The organism is Streptomyces sp. NPDC046805, from assembly GCF_040645355.1.
In the GTDB taxonomy this organism is placed as follows: domain Bacteria; phylum Actinomycetota; class Actinomycetes; order Streptomycetales; family Streptomycetaceae; genus Streptomyces.
Genome location: NZ_JBEYYC010000004.1, coordinates 1 through 23,298, shown reverse-complemented (window position 1 = coordinate 23,298; position 23,298 = coordinate 1). Strand labels below are relative to the sequence as shown.

General features: G+C 68.2%; 23 protein-coding genes and 1 pseudogene. 16 read left to right on the top strand and 8 right to left on the bottom strand.

Annotation, left to right across the window (positions count from 1 at the left end):
• Position 1: 1 nt before the first annotated feature.
• From ABZ910_RS06225 to ABZ910_RS06190, 8 genes are all read left to right on the top strand, one after another.
• Positions 2-1,129, top strand: a complete 1,128-nt coding sequence (locus tag ABZ910_RS06225; RefSeq protein ID WP_361360059.1) for an acyl-CoA dehydrogenase family protein — start codon at positions 2-4, stop codon at positions 1,127-1,129.
• Positions 1,126-2,193 (top strand): CaiB/BaiF CoA-transferase family protein, encoded by a 1,068-nt coding sequence (locus tag ABZ910_RS06220; protein WP_361360056.1) that lies wholly within the window; start codon positions 1,126-1,128, stop codon positions 2,191-2,193. Before ABZ910_RS06225 ends, ABZ910_RS06220 begins: the two co-directional genes overlap by 4 nt.
• Positions 2,190-3,155 (top strand): zinc-binding dehydrogenase, encoded by a 966-nt coding sequence (locus ABZ910_RS06215; RefSeq protein WP_361360053.1) that lies wholly within the window; start codon positions 2,190-2,192, stop codon positions 3,153-3,155. The genes ABZ910_RS06220 and ABZ910_RS06215 overlap by 4 nt, the downstream gene beginning before the upstream one ends.
• A 73-nt stretch (positions 3,156-3,228) precedes the next feature.
• A complete protein-coding gene (locus ABZ910_RS06210) occupies positions 3,229-4,392 on the top strand; it encodes an acyl-CoA dehydrogenase family protein (protein WP_361360050.1) in 1,164 nt (387 codons plus the stop codon).
• On the top strand, positions 4,392-4,865 hold the full coding sequence (locus ABZ910_RS06205; protein ID WP_361360047.1) for a hypothetical protein: 474 nt from the start codon (positions 4,392-4,394) through the stop codon (positions 4,863-4,865). Before ABZ910_RS06210 ends, ABZ910_RS06205 begins: the two co-directional genes overlap by 1 nt.
• Entirely contained in the window at positions 4,862-5,224 is a 363-nt protein-coding gene (locus tag ABZ910_RS06200; RefSeq protein ID WP_361360044.1) for a MaoC family dehydratase, read from the top strand. Before ABZ910_RS06205 ends, ABZ910_RS06200 begins: the two co-directional genes overlap by 4 nt.
• Positions 5,221-5,991 carry an SDR family oxidoreductase gene (locus ABZ910_RS06195; RefSeq protein WP_361360041.1) on the top strand — a complete coding sequence of 257 codons (771 nt, stop codon included), beginning with the start codon at positions 5,221-5,223 and terminating at the stop codon, positions 5,989-5,991. The genes ABZ910_RS06200 and ABZ910_RS06195 overlap by 4 nt, the downstream gene beginning before the upstream one ends.
• A gap of 31 nt (positions 5,992-6,022) precedes the next feature.
• Positions 6,023-7,168: a thiolase family protein gene (locus ABZ910_RS06190; RefSeq protein WP_361360038.1), complete on the top strand. Its 1,146-nt coding sequence runs from the start codon at positions 6,023-6,025 to the stop codon at positions 7,166-7,168.
• 91 nt (positions 7,169-7,259) lie between these two features.
• Here the strand turns inward: ABZ910_RS06190 and ABZ910_RS06185 are convergent, their stop codons facing one another.
• Positions 7,260-8,894 carry a class I adenylate-forming enzyme family protein gene (locus ABZ910_RS06185; protein ID WP_361360035.1) on the bottom strand — a complete coding sequence of 545 codons (1,635 nt, stop codon included), beginning with the start codon at positions 8,892-8,894 and terminating at the stop codon, positions 7,260-7,262.
• A 192-nt stretch (positions 8,895-9,086) separates the two neighbouring features.
• On the opposite strand from ABZ910_RS06185, the gene ABZ910_RS06180 reads away from it, so the two are divergent.
• Positions 9,087-9,764 (top strand): TetR/AcrR family transcriptional regulator, encoded by a 678-nt coding sequence (locus ABZ910_RS06180; protein ID WP_361360032.1) that lies wholly within the window; start codon positions 9,087-9,089, stop codon positions 9,762-9,764.
• On the opposite strand, the gene ABZ910_RS06175 is transcribed toward ABZ910_RS06180, so the two are convergent.
• Positions 9,761-10,594, bottom strand: a complete 834-nt coding sequence (locus ABZ910_RS06175; RefSeq protein ID WP_361360029.1) for a nuclear transport factor 2 family protein — start codon at positions 10,592-10,594, stop codon at positions 9,761-9,763. The two genes, ABZ910_RS06180 and ABZ910_RS06175, sit on opposite strands and share 4 nt — an antisense overlap.
• A 21-nt stretch (positions 10,595-10,615) precedes the next feature.
• On the bottom strand, positions 10,616-11,011 hold the full coding sequence (locus ABZ910_RS06170) for a hypothetical protein (RefSeq protein ID WP_361360026.1): 396 nt from the start codon (positions 11,009-11,011) through the stop codon (positions 10,616-10,618).
• Here ABZ910_RS06170 and ABZ910_RS06165 point away from each other — a divergent pair.
• Both ABZ910_RS06165 and ABZ910_RS06160 read left to right on the top strand, forming a co-directional pair.
• Entirely contained in the window at positions 11,010-13,349 is a 2,340-nt protein-coding gene (locus ABZ910_RS06165) for a molybdopterin cofactor-binding domain-containing protein (protein ID WP_361360023.1), read from the top strand. The genes ABZ910_RS06170 and ABZ910_RS06165 overlap by 2 nt on opposite strands.
• An 8-nt stretch (positions 13,350-13,357) precedes the next feature.
• Entirely contained in the window at positions 13,358-13,840 is a 483-nt protein-coding gene (locus ABZ910_RS06160; RefSeq protein ID WP_361360020.1) for a (2Fe-2S)-binding protein, read from the top strand.
• 247 nt (positions 13,841-14,087) lie between these two features.
• On the opposite strand, the gene ABZ910_RS06155 is transcribed toward ABZ910_RS06160, so the two are convergent.
• The 4 genes from ABZ910_RS06155 to ABZ910_RS06140 all read right to left on the bottom strand — a co-directional run bounded on the left by ABZ910_RS06155 (position 14,088) and on the right by ABZ910_RS06140 (position 17,773).
• Entirely contained in the window at positions 14,088-14,345 is a 258-nt protein-coding gene (locus ABZ910_RS06155) for an alcohol dehydrogenase catalytic domain-containing protein (protein ID WP_361360617.1), read from the bottom strand.
• A gap of 68 nt (positions 14,346-14,413) precedes the next feature.
• Positions 14,414-15,901: an aldehyde dehydrogenase gene (locus tag ABZ910_RS06150; RefSeq protein ID WP_361360615.1), complete on the bottom strand. Its 1,488-nt coding sequence runs from the start codon at positions 15,899-15,901 to the stop codon at positions 14,414-14,416.
• 107 nt (positions 15,902-16,008) lie between these two features.
• A complete protein-coding gene (locus ABZ910_RS06145; protein ID WP_361360017.1) occupies positions 16,009-16,968 on the bottom strand; it encodes a helix-turn-helix domain-containing protein in 960 nt (319 codons plus the stop codon).
• Positions 16,969-16,996: 28 nt separating this feature from the next.
• Positions 16,997-17,773, bottom strand: a complete 777-nt coding sequence (locus ABZ910_RS06140; protein ID WP_361360015.1) for an enoyl-CoA hydratase/isomerase family protein — start codon at positions 17,771-17,773, stop codon at positions 16,997-16,999.
• Between the two features lie 256 nt (positions 17,774-18,029).
• Here ABZ910_RS06140 and ABZ910_RS06135 point away from each other — a divergent pair.
• A pseudogene (locus tag ABZ910_RS06135) lies at positions 18,030-18,924 on the top strand (leucine zipper domain-containing protein); the annotation flags it as partial.
• On the opposite strand, the gene ABZ910_RS06130 reads toward ABZ910_RS06135, so the two are convergent.
• Positions 18,911-19,912 (bottom strand): AraC family transcriptional regulator ligand-binding domain-containing protein, encoded by a 1,002-nt coding sequence (locus tag ABZ910_RS06130; RefSeq protein WP_361360012.1) that lies wholly within the window; start codon positions 19,910-19,912, stop codon positions 18,911-18,913. The pseudogene ABZ910_RS06135 and the gene ABZ910_RS06130 overlap by 14 nt on opposite strands.
• Positions 19,913-20,107: 195 nt before the next feature.
• Here ABZ910_RS06130 and ABZ910_RS06125 point away from each other — a divergent pair, with 195 nt between their 5' ends.
• The 4 genes from ABZ910_RS06125 to ABZ910_RS06110 form a co-directional block, all read left to right on the top strand.
• Entirely contained in the window at positions 20,108-20,923 is an 816-nt protein-coding gene (locus ABZ910_RS06125; RefSeq protein WP_361360009.1) for an SDR family oxidoreductase, read from the top strand.
• A 45-nt stretch (positions 20,924-20,968) separates the two neighbouring features.
• Entirely contained in the window at positions 20,969-21,799 is an 831-nt protein-coding gene (locus ABZ910_RS06120; RefSeq protein WP_361360006.1) for an oxidoreductase, read from the top strand.
• Positions 21,800-21,927: 128 nt separating this feature from the next.
• Positions 21,928-22,029 carry an aldehyde dehydrogenase family protein gene (locus tag ABZ910_RS06115; RefSeq protein WP_361360003.1) on the top strand — a complete coding sequence of 34 codons (102 nt, stop codon included), beginning with the start codon at positions 21,928-21,930 and terminating at the stop codon, positions 22,027-22,029.
• A gap of 56 nt (positions 22,030-22,085) precedes the next feature.
• Positions 22,086-23,298 (top strand): aldehyde dehydrogenase family protein (locus tag ABZ910_RS06110; RefSeq protein WP_361360001.1); only part of this gene is annotated, 1,213 nt, incomplete at its 3' end.

Sequence of the window (23,298 nt, the reverse complement as noted above, 5' to 3'; positions counted from 1 at the left end):
GATGCGACGCACTCTCTACACCGCCGACCATGAGGACTTCCGGGCAGGTTTCCGGCAGTTCCTCGCGGCCGAAGCATTGCCGAACAGCGAGGAATGGACGGCTGCCGGCACACATTCGCGGGATTTCTGGCGCGCTGCCGGAAAGGCTGGATTCCTCGGTTTCGAGGCGCCCGAGCAGCACGGGGGCCTCGGTATCGACGACTTCCGCTACAACGCGGTCATCGCTGAAGAGGTCGCGGCGGCCGGCGTCGTCACCGATGGCTTCTCCCTGCACAACGACATCGTCGCCCCCTACCTGATCGAGTTCGCCACAGACGAGCAGCGGGCCAGGTGGCTGCCCGGATTCACCTCCGGCGAGACGATCACGGCCATCGCGATGACCGAGCCGTACGCCGGATCCGACCTGGCCGCCATCCGCACGACCGTCCGGCACGACGATGACGAGCTCGTGCTCGACGGATCCAAGACGTTCATCACCAACGGATCCGTTGCCGATCTGGTCATCGTCCTCGCCAAGGACGTCGACGGGATGAGCCTGGTCGTGGTCGAGCAGGGGACTCCCGGTCTCAGTCGCGGCACACCGTTGGAGAAGATCGGGCGCCATGGTCAGGACACCGCCGAGGTGTTCCTCGAAGGCGTCCGGGTCCCGGCCGCCAACCTCCTCGGTGAACGCGGACGTGCGTTCGACCTGGTCAAGCGCAACCTGGCGCGCGAACGCCTTTCCATCGCGGTCTACGCGGTCGAGAATGCCGCGCGGGCACTGCGGCTCACCCTTGAGCACACCTCGCTGCGCACCTCGTTCGGCCGCCCGATCGCCCGACACCAGGCAGTGCTGCACCGGCTCGCCGAGATGCACACCGCCGTCCAGGTCGCGCGCAGCCACATCGACGCCTGTGTCACCGCGTTGGTCGAGGGCGAGCTTTCGGCCGAAGATGCCGCCGGAGCCAAATATTGGGCAACCGACCTGGAAGGCGAAGTCCTCGATCAGGGCCTCCAGTTCTTCGGCGGCAGCGGATTCATGGAGGAATACCCGATCGCGCGTATGTGGCGTGATGCGCGCATCCAGCGGATCTACGGCGGCGCCAACGAGATCATGAAGGACATCGTCGGGCGGGGGATGCTGCGATGAGCAACTGGCGCCCCCTGGTCGGAACGACGGTCATCGATCTCACCAGAATGCTGCCCGGTGGCACGGCGACGATGCTGCTGGCTGACCTCGGCGCTCGCGTGATCAAGGTCGAACGCCCCGGTGACCTCGACGCCACCCGCTATCTCGCGCCGCGCGTCGGCCCCGACTCATCGGTGCAGCACCAATACCTGGATCGGGGCAAGGAGTCGGTCGAACTCGACCTGCGCGACGACGGCGATCGGGCTCGGCTTCTTGAGCTGGTCGCCGGAGCCGACGCGATCATCGACAGCTTCCGTCCCGGAGTCATGGCCCGACTCGGCCTCGGCCCCGACGTCCTCCTGACGGCCAACCCCGAGATCACCGCAGTTTCCCTGAGCGGCTACGGCCAGAACGGACCGAGGGCCGACTTCGCCGGTCACGACCTCAACTTCGTCGGACGAGCCGGGCTGCTCTCGCCGGGAACCAAGATCCCTGAGGTCTTCGCAGCCGATCTCGGCGGCGGCCTGCTCGCCGCTCTCGCGATCGCCGCCGGCGTCGCCCGTGCGCGCGTCGAGGGCCGCGGTGGCGTCGTCGACCTCGCGCTGGCCGACGCGGCGATGGTCATCGGCGGAATGTCGATCGCGCAGGAACTCGGCGCCGCGACACTCGCCGAGGAAGTGCGAACGCCGCTGGACGGCTTCTCACCCTGTTACGCGGTCTACCGCACCTCCGACGACGGCCGCATTGCGGTCGCCGCCGTCGAACCGAAGTTCTGGCTCACCACCGTCGAACTCCTCGGACATCCCGAATGGGCCGCGCGGCAGACCGACCCGGCGCTGGTCGCCGACATGCAGGACCTGTTCGCCACCAACACGCTCGAATACTGGACCAGCCTCCTGGAACGGCCCGACACATGTGTGACGGCCGTGAACTCCGTCAGGGACTTGCCCAAGGACGCGCAGCACGCTGCTCGCGGAGCCCTCCTCGACCACCCGTCGCCGGCCGGGCCGCTTCCCCAGGTCGCCTCACCCTTCCGGGACCTCACCCCCGATGTACCCCCTCAACCCGGTCAGGAGACCCGATGAAGCGAGCCATCGCAACGCAGGTGTCCAAGCGTCCCGCCGACGTCATCGACATCGTCGACCTGCCGGCCCCCGAGGAGCGTCCGGGCTGGGTGCGCGTCGACGTCAAGGCGACCGCGCTGAACCAGCACGACCTGTGGTCGATTCGCGGAGTCGGAGTCAAACCCGAGCAGTTCCCCCTCGGTGTCGGTTCCGACGTCGCCGGGGTGACCGCCGAGGGACGCGAGGTCCTCGTCCACAGCCTCGTTACCGACCCCGCCAACCCGACCGGCAGCGAACTGCTGGACCCGGCGCGGGCCATGCTCGCCGAACGCACGACCGGCGGCGCCGCCGACGCAATCTGGGTTCCGACACGCAACCTCGTCGACAAGCCCTCCTCGATGAGCTTCGAGACCGCAGCATGCTTGCCGACCGCCTGGCTGACCGCCTACCGGATGCTCTACGGCGTCGGTGAGGCCCGCCCCGGTCAGTCCGTGCTCGTCCAAGGCGCCACCGGCGGCGTCGCACAGGCGGCCATCAGCCTCGCGATCGCCGGCGGGCTCCAGGTCCACGTCACGGCCCGGACCGAGGACGGCCGCGCCGTTGCAGAGGCAATGGGCGCGCACGTCGTGCTCGAGAGCGGCGGACGACTGCCCCAGCGCGTCGACCTGGTCATCGAGACCGTCGGTCAAGCCACGTGGGAGCACTCACTGCGCTCGGTCAAGCCCGGAGGCGCCGTCGTGGTCTCCGGCGCGACCACCGGCGGATCGGTCACCGTCGACCTGTTCCGCGTCTTCATCCCGCACGTGCGGATCCTCGGGTCCTCCATGGGCACCATCAGCGACCTGCGCGACCTCGTCGCACTCATCGCCTCCGCCGGAATCGAGCCGGCTGTCGACTCGGTCCACCCGCTCGACGCGACCGCTGAGGCGGTTGCCCGCCTTGCCGGCGGCCAAGCCGTCGGCAAGGTGCTGATCCGCCCCTGATCCGGGCCGAACCGACCAGTCGGCCCGCGCATCGCCCTCGAACCCATCTCAGCACCAGCACAGGAGAAACATCATGGACTTCAGCCTCACCGAAGAACAGCAGGACTTCGTCAACTTCATTCACGACTGGGTCGAGCGCGAAGCGCCGAAGTCGGCGGCACTGGAGTGGGAGAAGCACGAGCACGACTTCCCCAACGAGCTCTTCGACAAGATGGCGGCCGCCGGCTTCCACGGCGTCGGCATCGACGAGGAGTACGGCGGCCAGGGCGGCGACATCCTCACCCAGATGCTGCTGGCCCGCGGCCTCTCGCGCTCGCTGGCCGGCCTCACCTGGGTCTGGGGCATCACCTCCTTCGCCGGCAGCAAGTCGGTCGGCCTCTACGGCAACGACGCCCAGAAGAAGAAGCACCTGCCGCGGATCGCGGCCGGACAGGAGAAGTGGGCGATCGGGTTCACCGAGCCCGGCGGCGGCACCGACGTGCTCGGTGCGATGCGCACCCGCGCCACCAAGGTCGACGGCGGCTGGGTCATCAACGGGCAGAAGACGTGGAGCTCGATGGCTCACGTCGCCGACTACATCCTGCTCCTCGCGCGCTCGGAGGACTACGTCAACAAGCGCACCGAGGGCCTGACCCTGTTCATCCTCCCGACCAAGTCCAAGGGCGTGACCATCAGGGAGATTCCCAAGCTCGGCATGCGCTCCCTCGGCTCGTGCGACGTGTTCCTCGACGAGGTCTTCGTGCCGGACGAGAACGTCCTCGGTGAGCCCGGTCGCGCCTGGTACATGCTGCTGCCCACCCTCAACAACGAGCGCGTCATGCTCTCCTCGTTCTGCGTCGGCATCCTCGACGGCGTCCTCGAGGACGCCATCCAGTACATGAACGAGCGCGAGGCGTTCGGCGGCAAGATCGGCCGCTTCCAGGCCCTGCAGCACCACGTCGCCAACATCGCGATGTGGCGCGACCAGGCCGAACTCATGGTGTTCCGCGCCGCCTGGCTGCAGGCGACCGGACAGAACGCGGGTGTCGCCTCCAACATGGCCAAGGTCGTCGCGTCGGAGCTCGCCGGCCAGGGCGCTGACCTCGGACTCCAGATCCTCGGCGGCATGGGCTACTCGGCCGAGACCAACATGCAGCGGTACTGGCGCGACGTCCGCCTCTTCCGCATCGGCCCGGTCACCAACGAGATGGCCCGCAACGGCATCGCCGAGTCGTTCGGTCTTCCGAGGTCCTTCTGATGACCGAGACTCCCTCGAACGCGGCCGGCAAGTCCGGCGCCGAGACCGCCAGTCATCCGCTCGGCCACCTGATCGGCCGGCGGGTGCCCGGCGGCACCTTCAAGCTCGCCGACTACGAGAACTGGCTGGCGCACGACGCGCTCTACTCGGTTCCCGACGCGGCGCCCCATCCGGTGATGGCCTTCATCGCAGCGCAACGCGGCATGGGCTGCAGCGTCGATGAGCTCTTCGAGCTTCTCGAAGCCGACATCGCCGACGGGCCGCTGCTGGCCAGCACCACGATCGACATCGAACGCGAACTCCAGACCAACCGCACCTACGCCGTCACCGGCGAGGTGACCGGCCTGGTCCGCAAGTCCGGCGCGGCACTCGGCGAGTTCGACCTCGCCACCTGCACTTTCGCGATGAGCGACGACCAGGACCAGCCGGTCGGGACGGTGACGAACGTCTACGCCATAAGGCGGCCGGCATGACCACACTGACCTGGAACCTCGACCACGTCCACGCGAGCCGCATGAAGACCCTCGCGCTCATTCTCACCGACCCGAACCCGATCCACTTCGACCCGGCCGAGGCCGACAAGCTCGGAACCGGCGGCCGCCTGGTCAACCAGGGGCCCTCGACCATCGCGCTGATCTACAACCTGTTCGCGGCACAGGTGCCTGGCAAGCGGGTGCGGTCACTGTCGGTACGGCTGCTGGGCAACGTCCTGGAAGGCGATGCCGTCACCGTCACCGCCACGGCCACCGAGCCCGACGAGTACGACGTCACGGTCGGCACACCCGAGGGCATGAAGATCTCCGGCACCGCACGCCTGGTGGACCGCTCATGAGCCGCCCCATCGCCCTGGTGACCGGTGGATCGCGTGGCGTCGGCCGCGGCATCGTGCTCGAGTTGGCGCGCACCCACCGCGTCGCGTTCTCCTGCAGGCGTGACGTCGAGGCCGCTGCCCACGTGGTTGGCGCCGTCGAGGCCGCAGGCGGCGAAGCCCGGTCCCTCGTGGCGGATCTGGCTGAACCGGGCGCCGCTGCCGGTCTGCTCGCCGAGGTCGAAGAGTGGGGGGAGGTCTCGGCCTTGGTTGGTAATGCCGGGGCCGCGTCCCGCGGACTGCTCGCGGCCGAGACTGCCGCGGAGGAGTACTCGCGGATGTTCCAGCTGCATGCGCTGGCGAACATCGAGCTCGCCGCGGCGGCGCTGCCCTCGTTGCGACGCAACCGCGGCTCGATCGTGTTCGTCTCCAGCGCCGTCGTCGAACTTCTCCCGCCACGCACGGCGCCGTATGCGGCCGCGAAGGCGGCGCTCGAAGCCGCAGCCGTGGTGATGGCGCGCGAAGAACGAAGCCACGGCGTGCGCATCAACCTGGTTGCCCCTGGCCTGGTCGCCACCGACATGGGAGATCGGCTCGCCGCCGCGCTCAACAACGGCGGCAATGCCTCCGACCTCGATGCGGCGGCACCCCTCGGTCACGTCTGCCGACCCGAGGAAGTCGCCTCGGTGGTCTCGTTCCTGTGCGGTCCCGGCGCCTCGTACGTGACCGGCGATCGCATCCGGATCGATGGCGGCGGTCCCGACAACTCGATGCTCCCTGGCGCCCACTGACCCGAACTCAGCCCAGCGAAGGAACAACATCATGACCGAAGCGGTAATCGTCGACGCCGTCCGTACACCGATCGGGCGCCGCAACGGAGCCCTCTCCGGGGTGCATCCGGCCGACCTGTCCGCGCTCGTCCTGCAGGCGCTCGCCGAGCGCAACCAGCTCGACCCCGCCACCGTTGACGACGTCCTGTGGGGCTGCGTCAGCCAGGTCGGGGACCAGGCCATGAACATCGGCCGCTACGGCGTCCTCGGCGCCGGCTGGCCGGAGTCGGTGCCGGCAACGACGATCGACCGGCAGTGCGGCTCCTCCCAGCAGGCGACCGCCTTCGCGCACGCAGCCGTCGTCGCCGGGCACTACGACATCGTCGTCGCCGGCGGCGTCGAGTCGATGAGCCGCGTCCCGATGTTCTCCACCGTTCAGGGCGGCCACCCCGAGGGCGCGATGGTCAAGGCCCGGTACGGTGACCGACTCGTCCCGCAGGGCGTCGGGGCCGAGATGATCGCGGACAAGTGGGGACTGACCAAGGAGCGCTTGGACTCGATCGCGGTGCGTTCTCACGAGCGTGCCGCCGCCGCGATCGACAGCGGGGCGTTCAAGGAGCAGATCGTTCCCGTGACCACGCCGGACGGCACCGTCGTCGACACCGACGAGGGGGTGCGACGCGGCACGTCGCTGGAGGCCTTGAGCACCCTGAAGACCCCGTTCAAGGAGAACGGCAAGGTCACCGCCGGCAACGCCTCCCAGATCTCCGACGGCGCGTCAGCCGTCCTGATCATGAGCGACACCAAGGCGCGCGAACTCGGGCTGCGGCCGATGGCCCGGATCGTCTCCTCGGTCGTGGTCGGCGCCGACCCGGTCACCATGCTGACCGGGCCCATTCCGGCCACCCGCAAGATCCTCGGCAAGACCGGGCTGGGCGTCTCCGACATCGGCGCGTTCGAGGTCAACGAGGCGTTCGCGTCGGTGATCGGGGCCTGGGAGGACGAGCTGGGTCCGGACACGGACCGGGTCAACCCCAACGGTGGCGCCATCGCGCTCGGCCACCCGCTCGGATGCTCCGGCGCGCGGGTCATGACGACGCTGGTCCACCACATGCGGGACAACGGCCTCCGCTACGGTCTTCAGACCATCTGCGAGGGCGGCGGCATGGCCAACGCGACCATCCTCGAACTCCTCTGAGGGATCCTTCCCCGGCCATGTCCGCGTCGCAGGACCAAGCAACGAGGCCGCTGCCCTCGCGGGCAGCGGCCTCGTGTGCGCGGACGGCGCGTCAGGCGTCGAACTTACCCGCGTCGAGCATCTCCTTGAGTTTGAACTTCTGGATCTTGGTGGTCGACATCGGCCACTTTGTGATCGCGTGCACCTCCCGTGGGACCTTGAACTTCGCCAGGCCGGCGCGGCAGTAGTCGATGAGCTCGTCCTGCGACGTCGCGGCCCCGGAGGCGAGCTCGACGAACGCGACCGGCACCTCGTCCAGCCGCGCGTCGTCCTTGCCGACGACAGCGGCCATCACCACGTCGGGGTGCGTCACCAGGTAGCTCTCGATCTCGACCGCGGCAACGTTCTCGCCGCCGACCTTGAGCATGTCCTTGGCGCGGCCCATGAAGGTCATGTTGCCGTTCGCGTCGACCTTGCCGAGGTCGCCGGTGTTGAACCAGCCGTCCGTGTCGTACACCTCGGCGGTCTTCGCCTCGTCGTTCCAATAGCGCTGGAACAGGTTGTAGCCCTTGATCCAGATCGCGCCCTTCTCGCCGGTCGGCATCGGCTCGTCGGTGTAGAGCTCGCGAATCTCCAGCTCCACACCTTCCAGAGGCTTGCCCGAGGTCAGGCGGTCAGCCAGCGGATCGGTGACCCGACCCATGACCGCGATGCCGCCGCACTCGGTGGAGCCGTAGCAACTCACATGAACAGCGTGATCGGGCAGCGCGGCCTGGAACTTCTCCAGCAGGTCGGGCGGCCCTACGTTGAGGACGGCGCGCACCTTGGCGAGCGCCGCGGCGGACTTGGCTGGATCGTTGATCAGTGGCTGCATGATCGCCGGGTACGCCGGGAAGAGGACCGTCGCGCGTTCGGCCTCGATCTGGGCGAGTGCCGCGTCGCCGTCGAAGTGGACGGTGGAGATGTAACAGCCGCCGGCATCCAGCACTCCGGTCAGGGGCGCCTGCGCGCTGACATGGAACATCGGCAGCGGGTTCCAGAGCCGGTCCTCGGTAGTGACCTCGAAGTTGAGGCGGCCGACGGCGATGCCGGTCTTCACAATCGATCGGAACGGCAGGACGCAGCCCTTGGGGTTCGCGGTGGTACCCGAGGTGTACAGCATCATGTACGGGTCTTCAGGACCCGCCGTCTTCGCGTCGTCAAGGAGTTCGGCGGCGTTGATGCCGGTGGCGCACTCCAGCAGGGCCGAGCGGGTGGAGAATCCCGGGAGTTCGCGCTCACCGAGCAGGAAGACGTGCTTGAGGCCGGGCACTGCCGCGCTGGAACCCTGCGCCCCGGCAGGGGCGTCACTCAGCCCCGGCAGAGCCTCGGCGACACGGCCGGCGAGGTCGACCGCCTCACGGGCGTGGTCGCCGACGAACAGAGCGCTCATGCCGGAGTCGTTGACGATGTAGGCGAGTTCGCGCGCCGAGAGACGGTTGTTGACCGGGACCGCGATCGCTCGAGCCAGTGAACAGCCGAAGAGGACATGAAGAAGGTCCAGCGAGTTGTGCATGACAATGCCGACCCGGTCGCCCGGCTGGATCCCGAGCCCGGACAGCGCGCGTGCCACGTGCAGCGCAGAATCCAGAAGACCTGCGTAGGTCTCACGGTCCTCGTCAACGACCAAAGCGGTGCGATCGGCGAACTCCCGCGCTCCTTTCGAGAGCAACCCCACGATCGTGAGCTCATCGGTCGGTGCAGCCATGGCCAGTTCTCCCATCGGACCGGGGGGCGGAGAAATGATCGCCCCGGGCGTTAGTGCGACGCTGGTCACTCATCCTGTCAGACAAACGTTTGGTAGAACAGGCCCCTGATGCTGTGGTGCCGTGCCCCAGCCGTGCTGGCCGTCGGCGTCCTGGGGTAGATTGGGCTTCTACTGAACGGATGGTGGTCGACCGTGGCAAAGGCAGAGGTGACGGCTGCTGGCTCTCCGCGCCAGCGCAGCCGTAAGGCCGTTGCGGGTAGCCGGGAGGTCTCGCGCAAACCCAGCGACGAACGCTGGAAGGAGATCCTTGAGGTCTCCACCCGAATGTTCGCCGACAAGGGCTACGCCGCGACATCGCTGCAGCAGATCGCCGACGATCTCGGACTGCTCAAGGGGAGTCTTTACTACTACATCACCTCCAAGGATGACCTGCTCTACGAGGTCATCCGCGAGGTCTACGTTCGCGGTGTCGAGAACTTCCGGGCACTTGCCGGGCGCGGGGGAGACGCGGTCGAACGCCTGCGCCGTGCCGTCGAAGGCCATGTCGTCTACCTCATCGAGCACCTTGCCGCCACGACCGTGTACCTGCACGAATACGAGCGACTCTCTGAGGAAGCCAAGGCCAAGCTGGCGGAGTTTGACTACGTCAAGGAGGTTCGCGACCTCATCGTGATCGGCCAGGATCAGGGCGGCTTCCGCCGAGATCTTGACCCCGCGCTGGCTGCGCTGTCGGTACTGGGCTCGACGAACTGGATCTACCGCTGGTACCACGCCGGCGCGCGGGCGCCGGAGGAGATCGGCCGAGAGTTCGCCGACATCGCCGTGCGGGGCCTCGTTGCCGACGAGTATCAGGTCGGCGGCAACCCCTAGCTGTTCAGTCGGGCCAACATGCTGTGACGATCGGTCACGAGCTGACCTGCGACGACCTTCCCGGAGTCGGTGCTGTCATCAGCGCTCACGTCGACGATCCCGGTCGTGAACATCTCCGCGTCGGCTCCGAGACAGGCATCGCTGCCAGGGACACCGCCCGCGTAGATCCCGGTCACGACCGCGTGGAACGCCACGCTGGTCCCGGCGCTGAAGATGTCGAGCACCTCGGTCTCCGGGCCGGCCCAGCGGGCCCGACCCGATCCGTCGTCCCAGCTCACCGCCCGGTCGTGGAGCCATGACCCCGATGAGAGCCATTCGCTCACCGTGGCCACGGCGCTCTCGTCCGACGCCATCGGCTCGGTCGCCCAGGGGTCGATCCCCGGCGAAGCGACGGGGAGGGGCTCGCCGGAATCGAGTTGCCGGCGCCGTGAGCAGTAGTCCTGCTCGACGCGGCACTCGGTCAGCCGTTCGCCGTCCCAGCGGTACAGGCTGACGCCCTGCCAGGCCGCGGCACCGCCGCCGTGCATGGAGCGACCGTGCTCGGTGAAGTGAAGCGCGGCGCGCTCGCCGTTGGTCACCAGTCGGTGCACGGTGAACCCGAGAGTCGGGTACTGCCTGTACTGGCGCTGGGTTGCCGGCTGGTACTGCTCGTTGCGTCCCCGCAGAGCATGGAACCCCATCCGCAAGACGTAGTCATCCACCATGATCCGGTCGCTCACCGCGAAGTCGTGAGCGGCGGTATACGCGTACGCATACGTCCAGAGGACCTCCGCGAGGGAGGGGGAGTTCGGCTCTGCGTCGTTACGAAGGGTGGCATCCGTCGTTGTCATGTGCACCAGAATACATAACAATCAACCGTTTGGTAAGCATATCTGGCGAACGGGGAGCGCGATGGAGATGGAATCCGCATCTACGTCCTGGCGGAAGCCGCCCTGGTCGTGGCCGATGGCGATCAGGTCCCGGATCTCCTGCGCGAAGTCGAATGAGGCGGAGAGGTCCGCCCGCCGGCCTTCCGGCAGGCGCTCGAACTCGTGCGGGAACACGGTCGTCGGTGTCAGGTTCTGGATCAGGTGGACGTCATGGCCTTCGGTGGTGCTTCGGTTCGGCTCCCCCCGGGGTGACTGGGTAGCCGTCCGCTCGCTCCGGGGGCCAAAGGGCCGCAGGCCATGTCGTTGGAAATCATTTACCAACCAACCGTCTGGTGGTTCACTTGCGTGACTGTCGTCTCGCGCGGAGAAGATTTTCATGGGAACCTCCCCGTCACAGGATCCATCCGGGCAGCCGTCGGGCCGCCTCAGCCGCCGCTCCTTCGTCGGCTACGTCCTCGGCGGCGCCACCCTCGTGGTGGCGGCCGACCTCGGCCTCGGAGCCACGCCGGCCCAGGCCCTTCCGATCTCCTCGGCCCCTCAAATCCCCGAGATCTACGATCTCAACGACCTCGTGACGCAGGCGGGGACGCCCACGGCCCACCTGATCACCATTCACATCGATGAGGCCGGGGATGCGCACTTTGCGATGCCGCGGATGGAGGTGGGCCAGGGCATCACGACGTCGACTGCGATGTTGATCGCAGAAGAGCTCGACCTGCCGCTGGAGCGCGTCCATGTCTCGCTGGCACCGGCGCGGCCCGAGCTGCTCTTCAACCAGCTCACCGGTGGGTCGAACACGACGATCTCCACCTACACACCGTTCCGGGTCGCAGCCGCCGTGGCCCGCAAGGCGCTGCTCGACGCCGCCGCGATCCAGCTCGGCGCGCTGGCCAGCACTTTGGTGGTCAAGGGAGGCGTCATCTTCGACACGCTGGGCAACTCCCTGTCCTACGGCGAGGCCGCCGCCCTGGCGACCAGCCCGACCGACCGCCAGGTGAGCGTCTCCCTCAAGCCGCTGTCTGCCCGAGAACTGGTCGGAATCCCCCAAGGACGGATCGACGCACGAGACGCCGTGACCGGCCGCAAGCAGTTCGCGATGGACCTCGACGTCCCGGACGCGCTGCCGACGATGGTCTGTCGCGCCCCGGATCTCAACGGAAAGCCCCGGGAGATCCGCAACCAGGCAGCCGTCGAGGCGATGCCCGGTGTTACCCACGTCGCCATCATCGCGACCGGCGTCGCCGTACGGGCACGGACCTTCGGGCAGTGCATCGACGCGGTCCGCGCCCTCGACGTCTCCTGGGCGCCGGGCACGGTGCCAGGCAAGTCATCCACCGATGTCCTCGCCGAGCTGCGCCGTGCGGAGCTGCCGCTGGCCGCACCCGCGCCGCTGGGTTCGACCACTGTCGAGGGCAACTTCGTCTTCCACTTCCGCAGCGGGTCGGCACTCGAACCGAACTGTGCGGTCGCCGACGTGCGCGCCGACGCCGCCACCATCTGGGCGGGCTTGAAGTCACCGATCGACACGCAGTCGAAGGTTGCCGACGAGCTCGGCCTTCCACAGTCGAAGGTCACCGTCAACGTCGTCCAGGGCGGCGGCTCCTTCGGACGCAAGCTGTTCAGCGACGCGGCCATCGAGGCCGCCCGCGCGTCCAAGGCGTTCGGCGCACCGGTCAAGCTGATGTGGCACCGCGCCGACGAGCCCCGCCAGGGCCGGGTCCACCCGATGATCACCTCGCGGATTCGCGCCACCGTGCTGCTCGGCAGTGTGGTCACCTTCGAGCAGCGACACACCGCCGTTCCGACCGACTTCACGCACGGTCTCGGCGAGCGGCTCACCGCACAGGCGTCCGCCCTACCCCCCGGTCTGGCGGGACTCACGTTCTCCGAGGCGGTTTTCACGCTCAGTCAGGAGCTGCCCTACAACTTCGGCATCGTCACCCAGCTTCTCAACGAGAGCAGCCTCGACGTCCACCGGTTCAACACCAGCTCGGTGCGCAACGTCTTCTCTCCCGAGGTCCGCTGCGCGAACGAGTTGATGATCGACCAGCTCGCCAAGCGGTTCAAGGAGGACCCCCTCGAGTTCCGGCTGCGGCACCTCAAGCACGAGAGAGTCAAGCACGTGCTCCGCCGCGCCGCCGCCCTGGGTAACTGGGGACGGCCCATGCCGGCGGGCACCGCTCAGGGCATCGCCATCCACAAGGAGTACAAGGGGGCAACCGCGGTGCTCGTCGAGATCGACTGCAGGCCGGAGACCATGAACCGCAAGGTCCGCGACGCGGTGACGGGCCCGCGCGTCACCAAGGCAGTGGTCGTCGTCGACTGTGGGCTGGTGGTCAACCCGCGCGGCGTGGAGGCCCAGATGATGGGCGGCCTGATGGACGGCGTTGCGCAGGCCCTGACGTACAGCAACCACCTCGTCGACGGACACTTCCTCGAGGCCAGCTGGGACAACTCGGCCTACACGCGGCAGTGGAACGTACCCCTGGACTTCGTGTGCGAGGTCGTCGATTCCGACCGGGAGGAGCCCGGCGGCGTCGGTGAGGCCGGGGTCGCTGCGTCCATGTCCGCGGTGGCCTGTGCCTACACGAGGGCGACCGGGAAGATGCCGACCGAGTTCCCCATCAACTTCGCAGCCCCGCTCCATTTCGAGCCGAAGCCGTTCATCCCGTCCGTCCCCGCGTCGCCGACCAACGGTCTCGACTACGTCTCCTGAGGTGCTCCATGCCCACTCACACCTTCCAGCTCAACGGCGAACGCGTCACCGTCGACGTCGAGGACGACGTGCGAATCCTGTGGGTGCTGCGCGACTTGCTCGGCGTCACCGGCCCCAAGTACGGCTGCGGGATCAACGTGTGCAAGGCCTGTACGTCGCACATCAACGGCAAGGCGTTCAACCCGTGCTCCGTGCCGATCGGGGCGATCAGTCCCGACGATGAGATCACCACGATCGAGGGCCTGGCCGATACCGTCGAAGGGGACGGACTGCACCCGATGCAGGAGGCCTGGATCGAGCGCGACGTCGCCCAGTGCGGCTACTGCCAGCCCGGCCAGATCATGGCCGCGGTCGCCTTGGTCAATCGGGTGCGTGCGGAGGGTCGCGCCATCACCGAAGACGACCTGGACTCCATCCGCAACGTCTGCCGGTGCGGCACGTACTCCAGGATTCGTGACGCGGTCCGTACCGGAGCGGACCGGATGGCCTGACGACTCCCTCACCGACGGGAGTCGGTGAGGGACAGCGTGCTCGACCGCGCTCCAGGGACGGATGCCGACCCTGGAGGCGCCGGGCCGTTGGTGGCAAATGTCGGGGCCCGCTGGCTCCGTTCATAGAGGGCGACGTAGGGCGAGAAGGCGCCGAAGAACGACATCGCGCCGACGGCCTGTGCACGGGCGTGGATCCGGTTGGTCCTGTCGGGTGCCTTGCCGCCGAGCACTCCCGCTCCGACGTCGCTCAGGTTCGAGAGGCCGAGAGCGTACCACCGGCACTGACCGCACGAGGGCAGGAACGTCGGCACGACATGATCGCCCCGGCGACGCCCACGACGCCGTCTCCGACCTCGACGACGACCCCGGCGCCCTCGTGGCCGCCCAGGACCGGTGCGAACGGCAGCGAGATGTCGCCGGGGTCGAGATGGTCGGGGGAGTGACACAGCCCCGAGGCGGCCGGCTTGATGAGAACCTCGTCGGGCTTGGGCGGGTCGAGCTCGATCTCCTCGACGCTCCGACCGGAGCCCGTCCCGGGTTCTTACAGCAGGGCGCCGGTCGTCTTCGTGGCCATCAGACGGCACCTGCCGTCCCGAGCGAGACGAACTTGGTCTCCAGGTAGCCCTCGAGTCCCTCAGGGCCGCCCTCGCGTCCCAGCCCAGATTGCTTGAAGCCGCCGAACGGCTGCGTCACGGACATGCCGGCGCCGTTCACGAAGATCTGCCCGGTGCGGACACCGTGCACAACCTTCTCGGCGATGGCGGGGTCCTTGGTGAAGACGGCGCCGGAGAGACCGTAGGGCGAGTCGTTGGCGATCTGGATGGCGTCATCGATGTCGTCGTAGGCGATCGCGACGATCACCGGGCCGAAGATCTCCTCGCGCGCGATCCGCATGTCGTTGCGAACGTCGGCGAACAGCGTCGGCCTCAGGTAGTAGCCCAGCTCGAGCCCTTCGGGACGGCTACCGCCGGCGGCGATGCGTGCGCCCTCGGCCACGCCGACGCGGATGTACTCCTCGATGCTGTCGCGCTGGCGCTTCATCGCGATCGGGCCGAGCATGGTCGTCGGCTCGAAAGGGTCGCCGACCGGTATGGAGTCCAGCGCGGCGGCCATGGCGCCGACGAACTCGTCGTAGCGGCCGCGGGGCAGAAGGACGCGCGTGATAGCGGCACAGACCTGGCCCGTGTGGCCGATGCCGGCCGGCAGCAACGCAGGAAGGACCTCGGCGACGTCGGCGTCCTCTGCCACGATTGCTGCGGACTTACCGCCCAGCTCGAGTGTGACCCGGGCGATGCGCTCGCTCGCCTGACGCATGATCTGTCGTCCGGCGGCGGTGCTCCCGGTGAAGGCGATCTTGTCGATCCCCTCATGGGCCACGAGATGCTCGCCGATCTCGCGGCCGCCGGCCACCACGTTGACGACACCAGCCGGAACGCCGGCGGCTTCCAGGCACTGCGCGAACAGGTAGCTGGTCAGCGGCCCCTCGGGCGAGGGCTTCAAGACCACGGTGCATCCGGCAGCGAGCGCGGGCCCGATCTTGAACGCAGCCGCCGCGATGGGGCCGTTCCACGGGATGATCGCCGCGACCACCCCGACGGGCTCGCGGATCACGCGAACCGCGGAGCCGTGGTCGTCGCGGTCCTCGATATAGGAGGTCGAGCGAGCCAGGTCGGCGTACTGGCGGAGCATGTCGACCGCCTTCTGGTGGAAGTCGGTTCCGACTGGGATCGGGGCGCCTATCTCGGCCGCGAAGGTGTGGGCGAACGCGGGGATGCGCCGTTCCACCTCGTCGGCGATCCGATCGATGAGGGCCGCGCGGTCCGCCGGCGTGGTCTCACGCCAGGCCGTCGACTCGAAAGCCGTGCGGGCCGCCTGCACCGCGTCGTCGATATCCGCCGTCACGGGGTCGGGCACGTGTCCAATGACCTGCTCGGTGCTCGGAGAGACCACCTCGATGCGGCCGGCACCATGCGAATCGACCCACTGGCCCCCGATGTAGATGCGGTCGAAGCTGGGAATCTCGGCACTCTGGAGTGCACCGGACAGAGAGGTCGCTGTCATGAATTCTCCTCTTGGCGATCGGCGCTCGTGCGGAGCGAGCAGGACCCCTCGACGGTAAGTGGCCGGTGTCACACACTGTTTGCTCGTCAGTGCCGCGTATTTGTCTCTCAGCGCCTTTCGTCGGCCAGGATGCTGCGGAACGCACGTGGAGTGAGGCCGTACTCCTGGTGGAAGAGTCGGCTCAGCTGCGCCTGGTCGGTGAATCCCCATCGCGCGCCGATGGCTCCGATCGTCTGGTTGCTGAGCAACGGATCCCTGAGATCGGCACGAATGCGACGCAACCGCTCCTGCCGGATGACCGAGGAGACCCTGAGGCCGGCGAATCCGAACACGCGGTGCAGGTGACGTAGCGAGAGACCCGTCGCGGCCGCGACAGCACTGGGATCCAGATCCTCATCACTCAGGTGGGCACGAATCCAGTCGATCGCCGTTCTCCGCATCGATTCGCCGGGAACCCCCACGCCGACGGCAGCGCCCAACGCGACGTCGAGCATGTCGATGGCGATATCGGCCAAGCGGAGCGCCACGTCCGTATGGCAGTCATCGATGCGGGTGAGCAACTGATCGACGTGTGACGCGAAGATGGCGGCGGGCCCGGTTTCGAGGGAGATCGGACGAGCCTGCGTCGCCGCGAGTATCCGCGCGTCGGCGCCCAGGCGTGCTCGCGGCACCAAGAGGACGTCGACGATGAAGTGTTCGGACTCGATCACCGTGTACGGCGTGTCCACGTCGTAGAGCGTCATGTTGCACGGCGTACTGAGAGACCGTTGATCGCCCTGGTTCGTGGCGACGCGACCGTGTCGTTGAATGAGTACCTTCACCAGCCCACTCGGATGGCGTCGGCACGTGGCTGCGTCCCGACCGACCACCTGCCCCACCGACTGGACACGCATGACCGCTGCGTCGCCGACCCGCAGAGCGGCGATGGCGCCGCTGAACGGCGTCGGTGACGTCAGCTCGCTCGACATCGGGACAACAGCCTTGGCGATAAGGTCGCGCCACTTGTCGAAGTCTGTGGTGGAGGTGCTGGACCGCACGACGTTGTGACCGGCCCCGGACTGGGTCACCTCTCCTCCTCTCCTTGGCCATGCTCCGCTAGCGCCGGTCGAAGAAGGCTCGCAGCGTCTTTGTCGTGGCCGGATCCCGCAGCAGAGGCAGGAAGAGATCGGCCTCGCCGTCGAGGCCTTCGTCAAGGGGAAGCCGCGTCGTGCTTCGAATCGCCAGCTTGGCGGCGCGCAGCGCGGCCGGGGGAGCGGCTGCCAGTCGGGCAGCCAGCAGGTGCGCGGCCTCTTGGACTTCGTCAACAGGGACAACCTGCGTCACCAGACCTCTGGCCAGTGCCTCATCGGCGGTGATCAGCGTTCCGGTGAGGACCATCCCCATCGCCGCTTGGAGTCCGATCGCGCGAGGTAGACGCTGGGTCCCTCCCGCACCGGGGATGAGCCCGAGACCGACCTCGGGCAGGCCGAACCGGGCCCGCGCGGAAGCGATCGCCAGATCACAGCAGAGCACGAGCTCAAGGCCCCCGCCCACGGCATGACCACTGACGGCGGCGACGACCGGCTGAGGGAGCGCTTCCAGTGAATCGAACAGGTTCCGAGTCTTGGCCACGTGCTGGCGAGCTGCCTCCGCGTCGCCCGCCGTGGCAAGCAGTTCGCCCACATCGCCTCCTGCGACGAACGTTCTGGCACCGACGGCGCGGATCACGACCGCTCGCACTTCCGCGTCGACCGCGATCGCGGCGAGCTCGCTACTCAACTGCGTGATCACTTCGTCGGTCAGCGTGTTCGCCGGCGGATTATCGATGGTGATCGTGGCGACGCCGTCGGGGGTCCGGGCCACGGTCACGCCCCGGCCGATCGATGAGTCCATTTGCATGAGGGCAGCCTACCAACCGATCGCTTGGTGAAATGGGATCCGCTGCACCGCCGATTCGGCGGCGCTGATGGGGGTTTCTACGGAAGCCCCCCTTGTCTGTGGTTGGCTTCTCAGACCAGTGCCGCAACCGCCAACCGTTTGGTCACGAGACGTCATGCGTGTTCGTCGTCTGATGTCCGGCCTGTTGTTGCGGGGCAGGACGTTGAAAGACCGGCCGGTAGGACCGGGGTAGCAGGAGGGGCAGGCCCTCCAGGCCAGGCCGATCGCCCACGTGGCCGCCGAGATGGGGATCTGGTGCGCCTGTGCCTCGAAGTGGGTCAACCGGTGGCGTCGCTAGGGCGATCTCGGTCTGCTCGACCGGTCCTCGACCCAGCACCGCAGCCCCCGAGCGACACCGGCCGAGGGGATCACCCTGATCGAGACCTGGCGTCGGGAGAAGAAGTGGTCGGCCTCCCGGATCACTCACGAGCTCGCCGCCCACGGCATCAGCATCAACCGCCGGACCGTGGGCCCGGCACCTGACCCGGCTCCGGCTGGGACACCGGCGCTTCCTCGACCCCAGTGAGTCGAACCGTGTGCCGGGCAAGATCACCGCCCACTGGCCCGGCCACATGGTCCATCTGGACGTGAAGAAGGTCGGCCGGATCCCCGAGGGCGGCGGATGGTGCGTCCACGGCCGCGACAGCGCCCTGAACCGGGCCGCGAGCAGGGCCAAGGACGCTGGCGCGAGGGCCGGCCACGTCTACCTGCACTCGGCCATCGACGGGTTCTCCCGGCTGGCCTGCACCGAGCCACTCCCCGACGAGAAGGGCAAGACCGCCGCCGCATTCCTGGCCCGCGCCAAGGTGTGGTTCGCCGCGCATGGCATCACTCACATCGACCGGATCATCACCGGCACCGGCTACCGATCGAACGACTTCGCCCGCGTCATCGGCACCCGGACCCGGACCCGGACCCGGCACCAGCGCACTGTCTTTACACACCCCGGCACAACGGAAGGCAGGGCGCGGGCGAACGCGACTTCATCGGGCTGGTCGACGGCGTCCACCAACCGCCGCCCACATCTCCGACCAGCGGAAACGCGTCGATCACGTCCGGAAGGACAACAGCTTCTGAGTGGCAGTACACCGATCACGCAGCGGTGAGGTGGCCGCCGGCGCGTGCGGCTTCCGGGGTGAGTCCGGTCCAGCGGCGGAAGGCCCGGTAGAAGGAGTTGGTGTCGTCGTAGGCGAGGAGGTAGGCGACTTGGGAGGTGGGGAGGGATCGGTCTGCCAGGTAGCGGCGGGCGAGCTTTTCCCTGGTGTCGCTGAGGACGGCCTGGTAGCTGGTGTCTTCTGCCTGAAGTTGTCGCTGGAGCGTGCGGGGGCTGAGCATGAGCTGGCCGGCGATGGCGTTGATCGAGCTCTCGCCGGCGGGCAGGCGCTCGTGGAGTGCGGCACGCACCCGATCGGCCGTGGTGGCGGACGTTTCGAGCTCGGACAGGCGGCGGCGCAGTTCTGGTGCGAAGAAGTTCCACATGGACTCGTCCTCGGTGAGGAACGGCAGCGAGGCGTCCTCGGCGGAGAAGGTGACGGCGTCGGTCTTCCCTTCGCGGATCTGCGTGCCGAAGTAGGAGGTCGTCGCGGGTGAAGGCTGCGGAGCCCGGCGCATTGCGACGCGGGTCGGGTTCACATCGCGCCGTGTGCCCATGCGTGCCAGTGCTGCCCAGAAGGCGAGTTCGGCGGCGACCAGCAGCGGGGGCGGCGTCGGCCCCCCGGGCCAGTGGAGTGCGATCGTCAGCCCGGTGTGGTCGACGGTGACGCCGAGGTTCACTGGGCCGATGAGCGGCTTGAACGCGGCGATGCGCTCAGCCGCGGTGCGCAGATTCGCGCTGCACAGCGCCGCGAAGATCGGCGGGTTGAACGCCTCGGCCGACAGTGCGCGCCCGATCCTCACCGCCAGGTCGGGATCTGCCGCCTCGGTGTCCAGCGCGTCCCAGAACCGGTAGTACTCCTCGGCCGTCATCATGACCGGGCCGTGCGCGAAGACGCCGGCCGGAAGCTGCGCCCGCCGCAGCACATGGGCGACGGAGATTCCGAGGTCGTACAGGAGCGCACGAGTACCCGGGTCCAGGGTGAACCGTTCTGATGTCATCCCTTCAGGGTAGTTCCCGCATGCAGCGGCGGGGATGCCACATGCGCCATTCGACACGCAGAAGACGCCACCTCCCGGTGGCGTGAACAGCAAGAAAGCAGGCGTCATTCGCTAGTTCTTCGTCGGGTTTGTCCGCCTAGCGTGGAAGCCACGAACCACTACAGCGGTGGGCACGACGAAGGAACGGAGACGACTGTGACCAGGACCATCCTCATCACCGGCAGCTCAAGCGGTATCGGCAGGGCGACCGCGAAGCACTTCCATGAGCACGGATGGAACGTGATCGCCACGATGCGCAGCCCCGAGCAGGAGACCGAGCTCACCGCGCTGGAGAACGTGCTCGTCACCCGGCTCGACGTGCAGGACTCCGACTCGATCACCTCGGCCGTCGACGCCGGCCTGGAGCGGTTCGGCCGGATCGACGTGCTGCTCAACAACGCGGGATACGGCGCCTACGGTCTGCTGGAGGCGACTCCGATGGAGAAGGTCCGCCGACAGTTCGACGTGAACGTCATGGGCCTGCTGGAGACGACCAAGGCCGTCCTGCCGCACCTGCGTGCCAACGGCAGCGGCACTGTCATCAACGTCTCCTCCATCGGCGGCAAGGTCACCTTCCCGCTCGGCACCCTGTACCACGGCAGCAAGTTCGCCGTCGAAGGACTGAGCGAGGCCCTTCACTACGAACTCGCCGCGATCGGCGTCAACGTCAAGATCGTCGAGCCGGGCATCGTCGACACCGACTTCGGCGGCCGCTCGTTCGACTTCAGCAACGACGAGACCCTCGCCGAGTACCAGAAGCTCGTCGAAGCGGTCCTCGCAGGGCAGGCGCAGCTCGCCGTCGGCGGCGACGCACCCGAAGTCATCGCCGAGACCATCTACCGAGCGGCAACCGACGGCACCGACCAGCTGCGCTACCCCGCGGGCTCGTCCGCAGCCGAACTGATCGCCAACCGCGCCGCCGCCGACGACGCCACCTTCATCGGCGGCATCAAGGCCCAGTTCGGAATCTGACCGGCCGGTACCGACGAACCACACCCCCCTAGTTGTGAGGACTCCATGACCACCAAGACCGCCCTCGTGACCGGCGCCTCCTCCGGCATCGGCGAAGCGACCGCCCTCAAGCTGATCGACCTCGGCTACACCGTCTACGGAGCAGCCCGCCGCACCGACCGCCTGCACAAGCTCGCCGAACACGGCGTGCGCCCGCTGGCGATGGACGTCACCGACGACGACTCCATGCGCAGCGGAGTCGACCGCGTCATCTCCGAGACCGGCCGCATCGACGTCCTGGTCAACAACGCCGGATACGGCTCGTACGGCGCCCTGGAGGACGTCTCGCAGGAAGAGGCCCGCCGCCAGTTCGACGTCAACGTCTTCGGCGCCGTCCGCCTGATCCAGATGGCCCTGCCCCACATGCGTGCCCAGCGCAGCGGGACGGTCGTCAACATCACCTCGATGGGCGGGAAGATCTACACCCCTCTCGGCGGCTGGTACCACGGCACCAAGTTCGCCCTCGAAGCGCTCAGCGACTGCCTTCGGATGGAGGTCAAGCCCTTCGGTATCGACGTCGTCGTCATCGAACCCGGCGGCATCCGCACCGAGTGGAGCGGCATCGCCGCCGACCAGCTGGAGAAGTACTCCGCCGCGGGCGCCTACTCCGACCAGGCCGAGGCCGTCGCCACCTCCATGCGCTCCGAGACCATGGCCAAGCGCATGTCCCCGCCCACCGTCATCGCCGACGCCATCGCCAAGGCCGTCACGGCCCGCCGGCCCAAGACCCGCTACGCCACCGGCTTCAGCGCACGCCCCCTCATCGGCCTGCGGCGCCTCCTCCCCGACCGCGCCTTCGACACCATGATGGCCCGGTCCATGGGTCTTCCTCGCTGACTCCCCGGGGAAGGGCCGCCGAGAGCAGCCCCGCGTGCGATCCGGCCCCAGGCATACCCCTCACCACCAGGAGAGACGTCGATGCCGACCCGGCCGACCGCATCCGCGCCGCCAGCCCGGATGTCGCGATGCCGACCGGCGGCTACAAGCAGTCCGGCTGGGGACGCGAGCTCGGTGCCGAGGGCCTTGAGGCATACCTCGAGGCCAAGGCCGTCATGACGCTGCTCTGACCACTCTCCCACCTCAGTTCCTGTTCCAGTGAGTTCCTATCCCAGGAGAACCGCACATGCGTACGTTCCCGCACATCTACATCGACGGGCAGTGGATCGCCCCCGAGAACACCGCGGTACTTGAGCACATCGACCCCGTGACCGACCAGCCCAACGGCCAGTTCGCCCTCGCCGGGCCGGCCGATGTCGATCGGGCCGTGGCCGCCGCCAGGCGGGCCTTCGACACGTACTCGCAGACGACGATCGCCGAGCGTATCGAACTCCTCGAGGCGATCGCCGCCGAGTACCAGCGCCGCTCCGAGGACATGGTGGACGCGATGGTCGCGGACATCGGCGCGCCGGAGGCCGTCAGCCGGGAGCTCGCCGTCCCGGGCGGCATCGCGACGTTCTCCATCGCCGCCCAGCAGCTGAGCTCGTTCCCGTTCACCGAGCAGCGCGGAAGGACCACCGTCGTGCGCGAGCCGATCGGTGTCGCCGCTCTGATCGCACCGTGGAACTACCCGGCTCTGCAGCTCGCGGAGAAGGTGGCACCCGCGCTCGCCGCCGGCTGCACCTCGGTCCTGAAGATCGCTGGGCTGACCCCCTTCTCCGGGATCGTGTTCACCGAGATCCTGCACGCCGCCGGCGTGCCGCAGGGCGTCGTCAACGTGATCAACGGCGCCGGCACGGTGGCCGGCAGCGCGATGGCCAGCCACCCGGATGTCGATATCGTCACGTTCACCGGATCCACCGCGGGCGGGGTCGAGGTCAGCCGCGCCGCGGCGCCTTCGGTCAAGCGGGTCGGTCTCGAGCTGGGCGGCAAGTCGCCGCACATCATCCTGGAGGACGCCGACGTGGACGCCGCGGTGCACACCGCGGTGGAGTCGGTGATGCGCAACAGCGGCCAGACCTGCGCCGCCGCCACCCGCACCCTGGTGCCGCGGGCGCGGCAGGCGGAGATCGTCGAGAAGATCGTCGCCGAGGTCAACGCCCTCACGGTCGGGGCACCCGACGGCGGCGCGCAGATCGGCCCGGTCGCCAGCCCGCGGCAGTGGAAGGACGTGCAGCACTACATCCAGGTCGGCATCGACGAAGGCGCGACCCTGGCTGCCGGTGGTACCGGACGGCCGGACGGGCTCGACACCGGCTCTTACGTGCGCCCGACCGTGTTCACCGACGTCCGCCCGGACATGACCATCGCCCGGGAGGAGATCTTCGGACCGGTCATGGCGGTGATCGGCTACGACTCGCTGGAGGAGGCGGTCGCGATCGCCAACGACTCGCCGTACG

Excerpts from the sequence above, each read along its gene's own strand:
- ABZ910_RS06120 (WP_361360006.1), top strand. The coding sequence starts at position 20,969 with ATGACCACCAAGACCGCCCTCGTGACCGGCGCCTCCTCCGGCATCGGC.
- ABZ910_RS06220 (WP_361360056.1), top strand. The coding sequence starts at position 1,126 with ATGAGCAACTGGCGCCCCCTGGTCGGAACGACGGTCATCGATCTCACC.
- ABZ910_RS06210 (WP_361360050.1), top strand. The coding sequence starts at position 3,229 with ATGGACTTCAGCCTCACCGAAGAACAGCAGGACTTCGTCAACTTCATT.
- ABZ910_RS06175 (WP_361360029.1), bottom strand. The coding sequence starts at position 10,594 with ATGACAACGACGGATGCCACCCTTCGTAACGACGCAGAGCCGAACTCC.
- ABZ910_RS06170 (WP_361360026.1), bottom strand. The coding sequence starts at position 11,011 with ATGAAAATCTTCTCCGCGCGAGACGACAGTCACGCAAGTGAACCACCA.
- ABZ910_RS06215 (WP_361360053.1), top strand. The coding sequence starts at position 2,190 with ATGAAGCGAGCCATCGCAACGCAGGTGTCCAAGCGTCCCGCCGACGTC.
- ABZ910_RS06190 (WP_361360038.1), top strand. The coding sequence starts at position 6,023 with ATGACCGAAGCGGTAATCGTCGACGCCGTCCGTACACCGATCGGGCGC.
- ABZ910_RS06205 (WP_361360047.1), top strand. The coding sequence starts at position 4,392 with ATGACCGAGACTCCCTCGAACGCGGCCGGCAAGTCCGGCGCCGAGACC.
- ABZ910_RS06115 (WP_361360003.1), top strand. The coding sequence starts at position 21,928 with ATGCCGACCGGCGGCTACAAGCAGTCCGGCTGGGGACGCGAGCTCGGT.
- ABZ910_RS06185 (WP_361360035.1), bottom strand. The coding sequence starts at position 8,894 with ATGGCTGCACCGACCGATGAGCTCACGATCGTGGGGTTGCTCTCGAAA.
- ABZ910_RS06200 (WP_361360044.1), top strand. The coding sequence starts at position 4,862 with ATGACCACACTGACCTGGAACCTCGACCACGTCCACGCGAGCCGCATG.
- ABZ910_RS06130 (WP_361360012.1), bottom strand. The coding sequence starts at position 19,912 with ATGACATCAGAACGGTTCACCCTGGACCCGGGTACTCGTGCGCTCCTG.
- ABZ910_RS06150 (WP_361360615.1), bottom strand. The coding sequence starts at position 15,901 with ATGACAGCGACCTCTCTGTCCGGTGCACTCCAGAGTGCCGAGATTCCC.
- ABZ910_RS06160 (WP_361360020.1), top strand. The coding sequence starts at position 13,358 with ATGCCCACTCACACCTTCCAGCTCAACGGCGAACGCGTCACCGTCGAC.
- ABZ910_RS06140 (WP_361360015.1), bottom strand. The coding sequence starts at position 17,773 with ATGGACTCATCGATCGGCCGGGGCGTGACCGTGGCCCGGACCCCCGAC.
- ABZ910_RS06225 (WP_361360059.1), top strand. The coding sequence starts at position 2 with ATGCGACGCACTCTCTACACCGCCGACCATGAGGACTTCCGGGCAGGT.
- ABZ910_RS06165 (WP_361360023.1), top strand. The coding sequence starts at position 11,010 with ATGGGAACCTCCCCGTCACAGGATCCATCCGGGCAGCCGTCGGGCCGC.
- ABZ910_RS06195 (WP_361360041.1), top strand. The coding sequence starts at position 5,221 with ATGAGCCGCCCCATCGCCCTGGTGACCGGTGGATCGCGTGGCGTCGGC.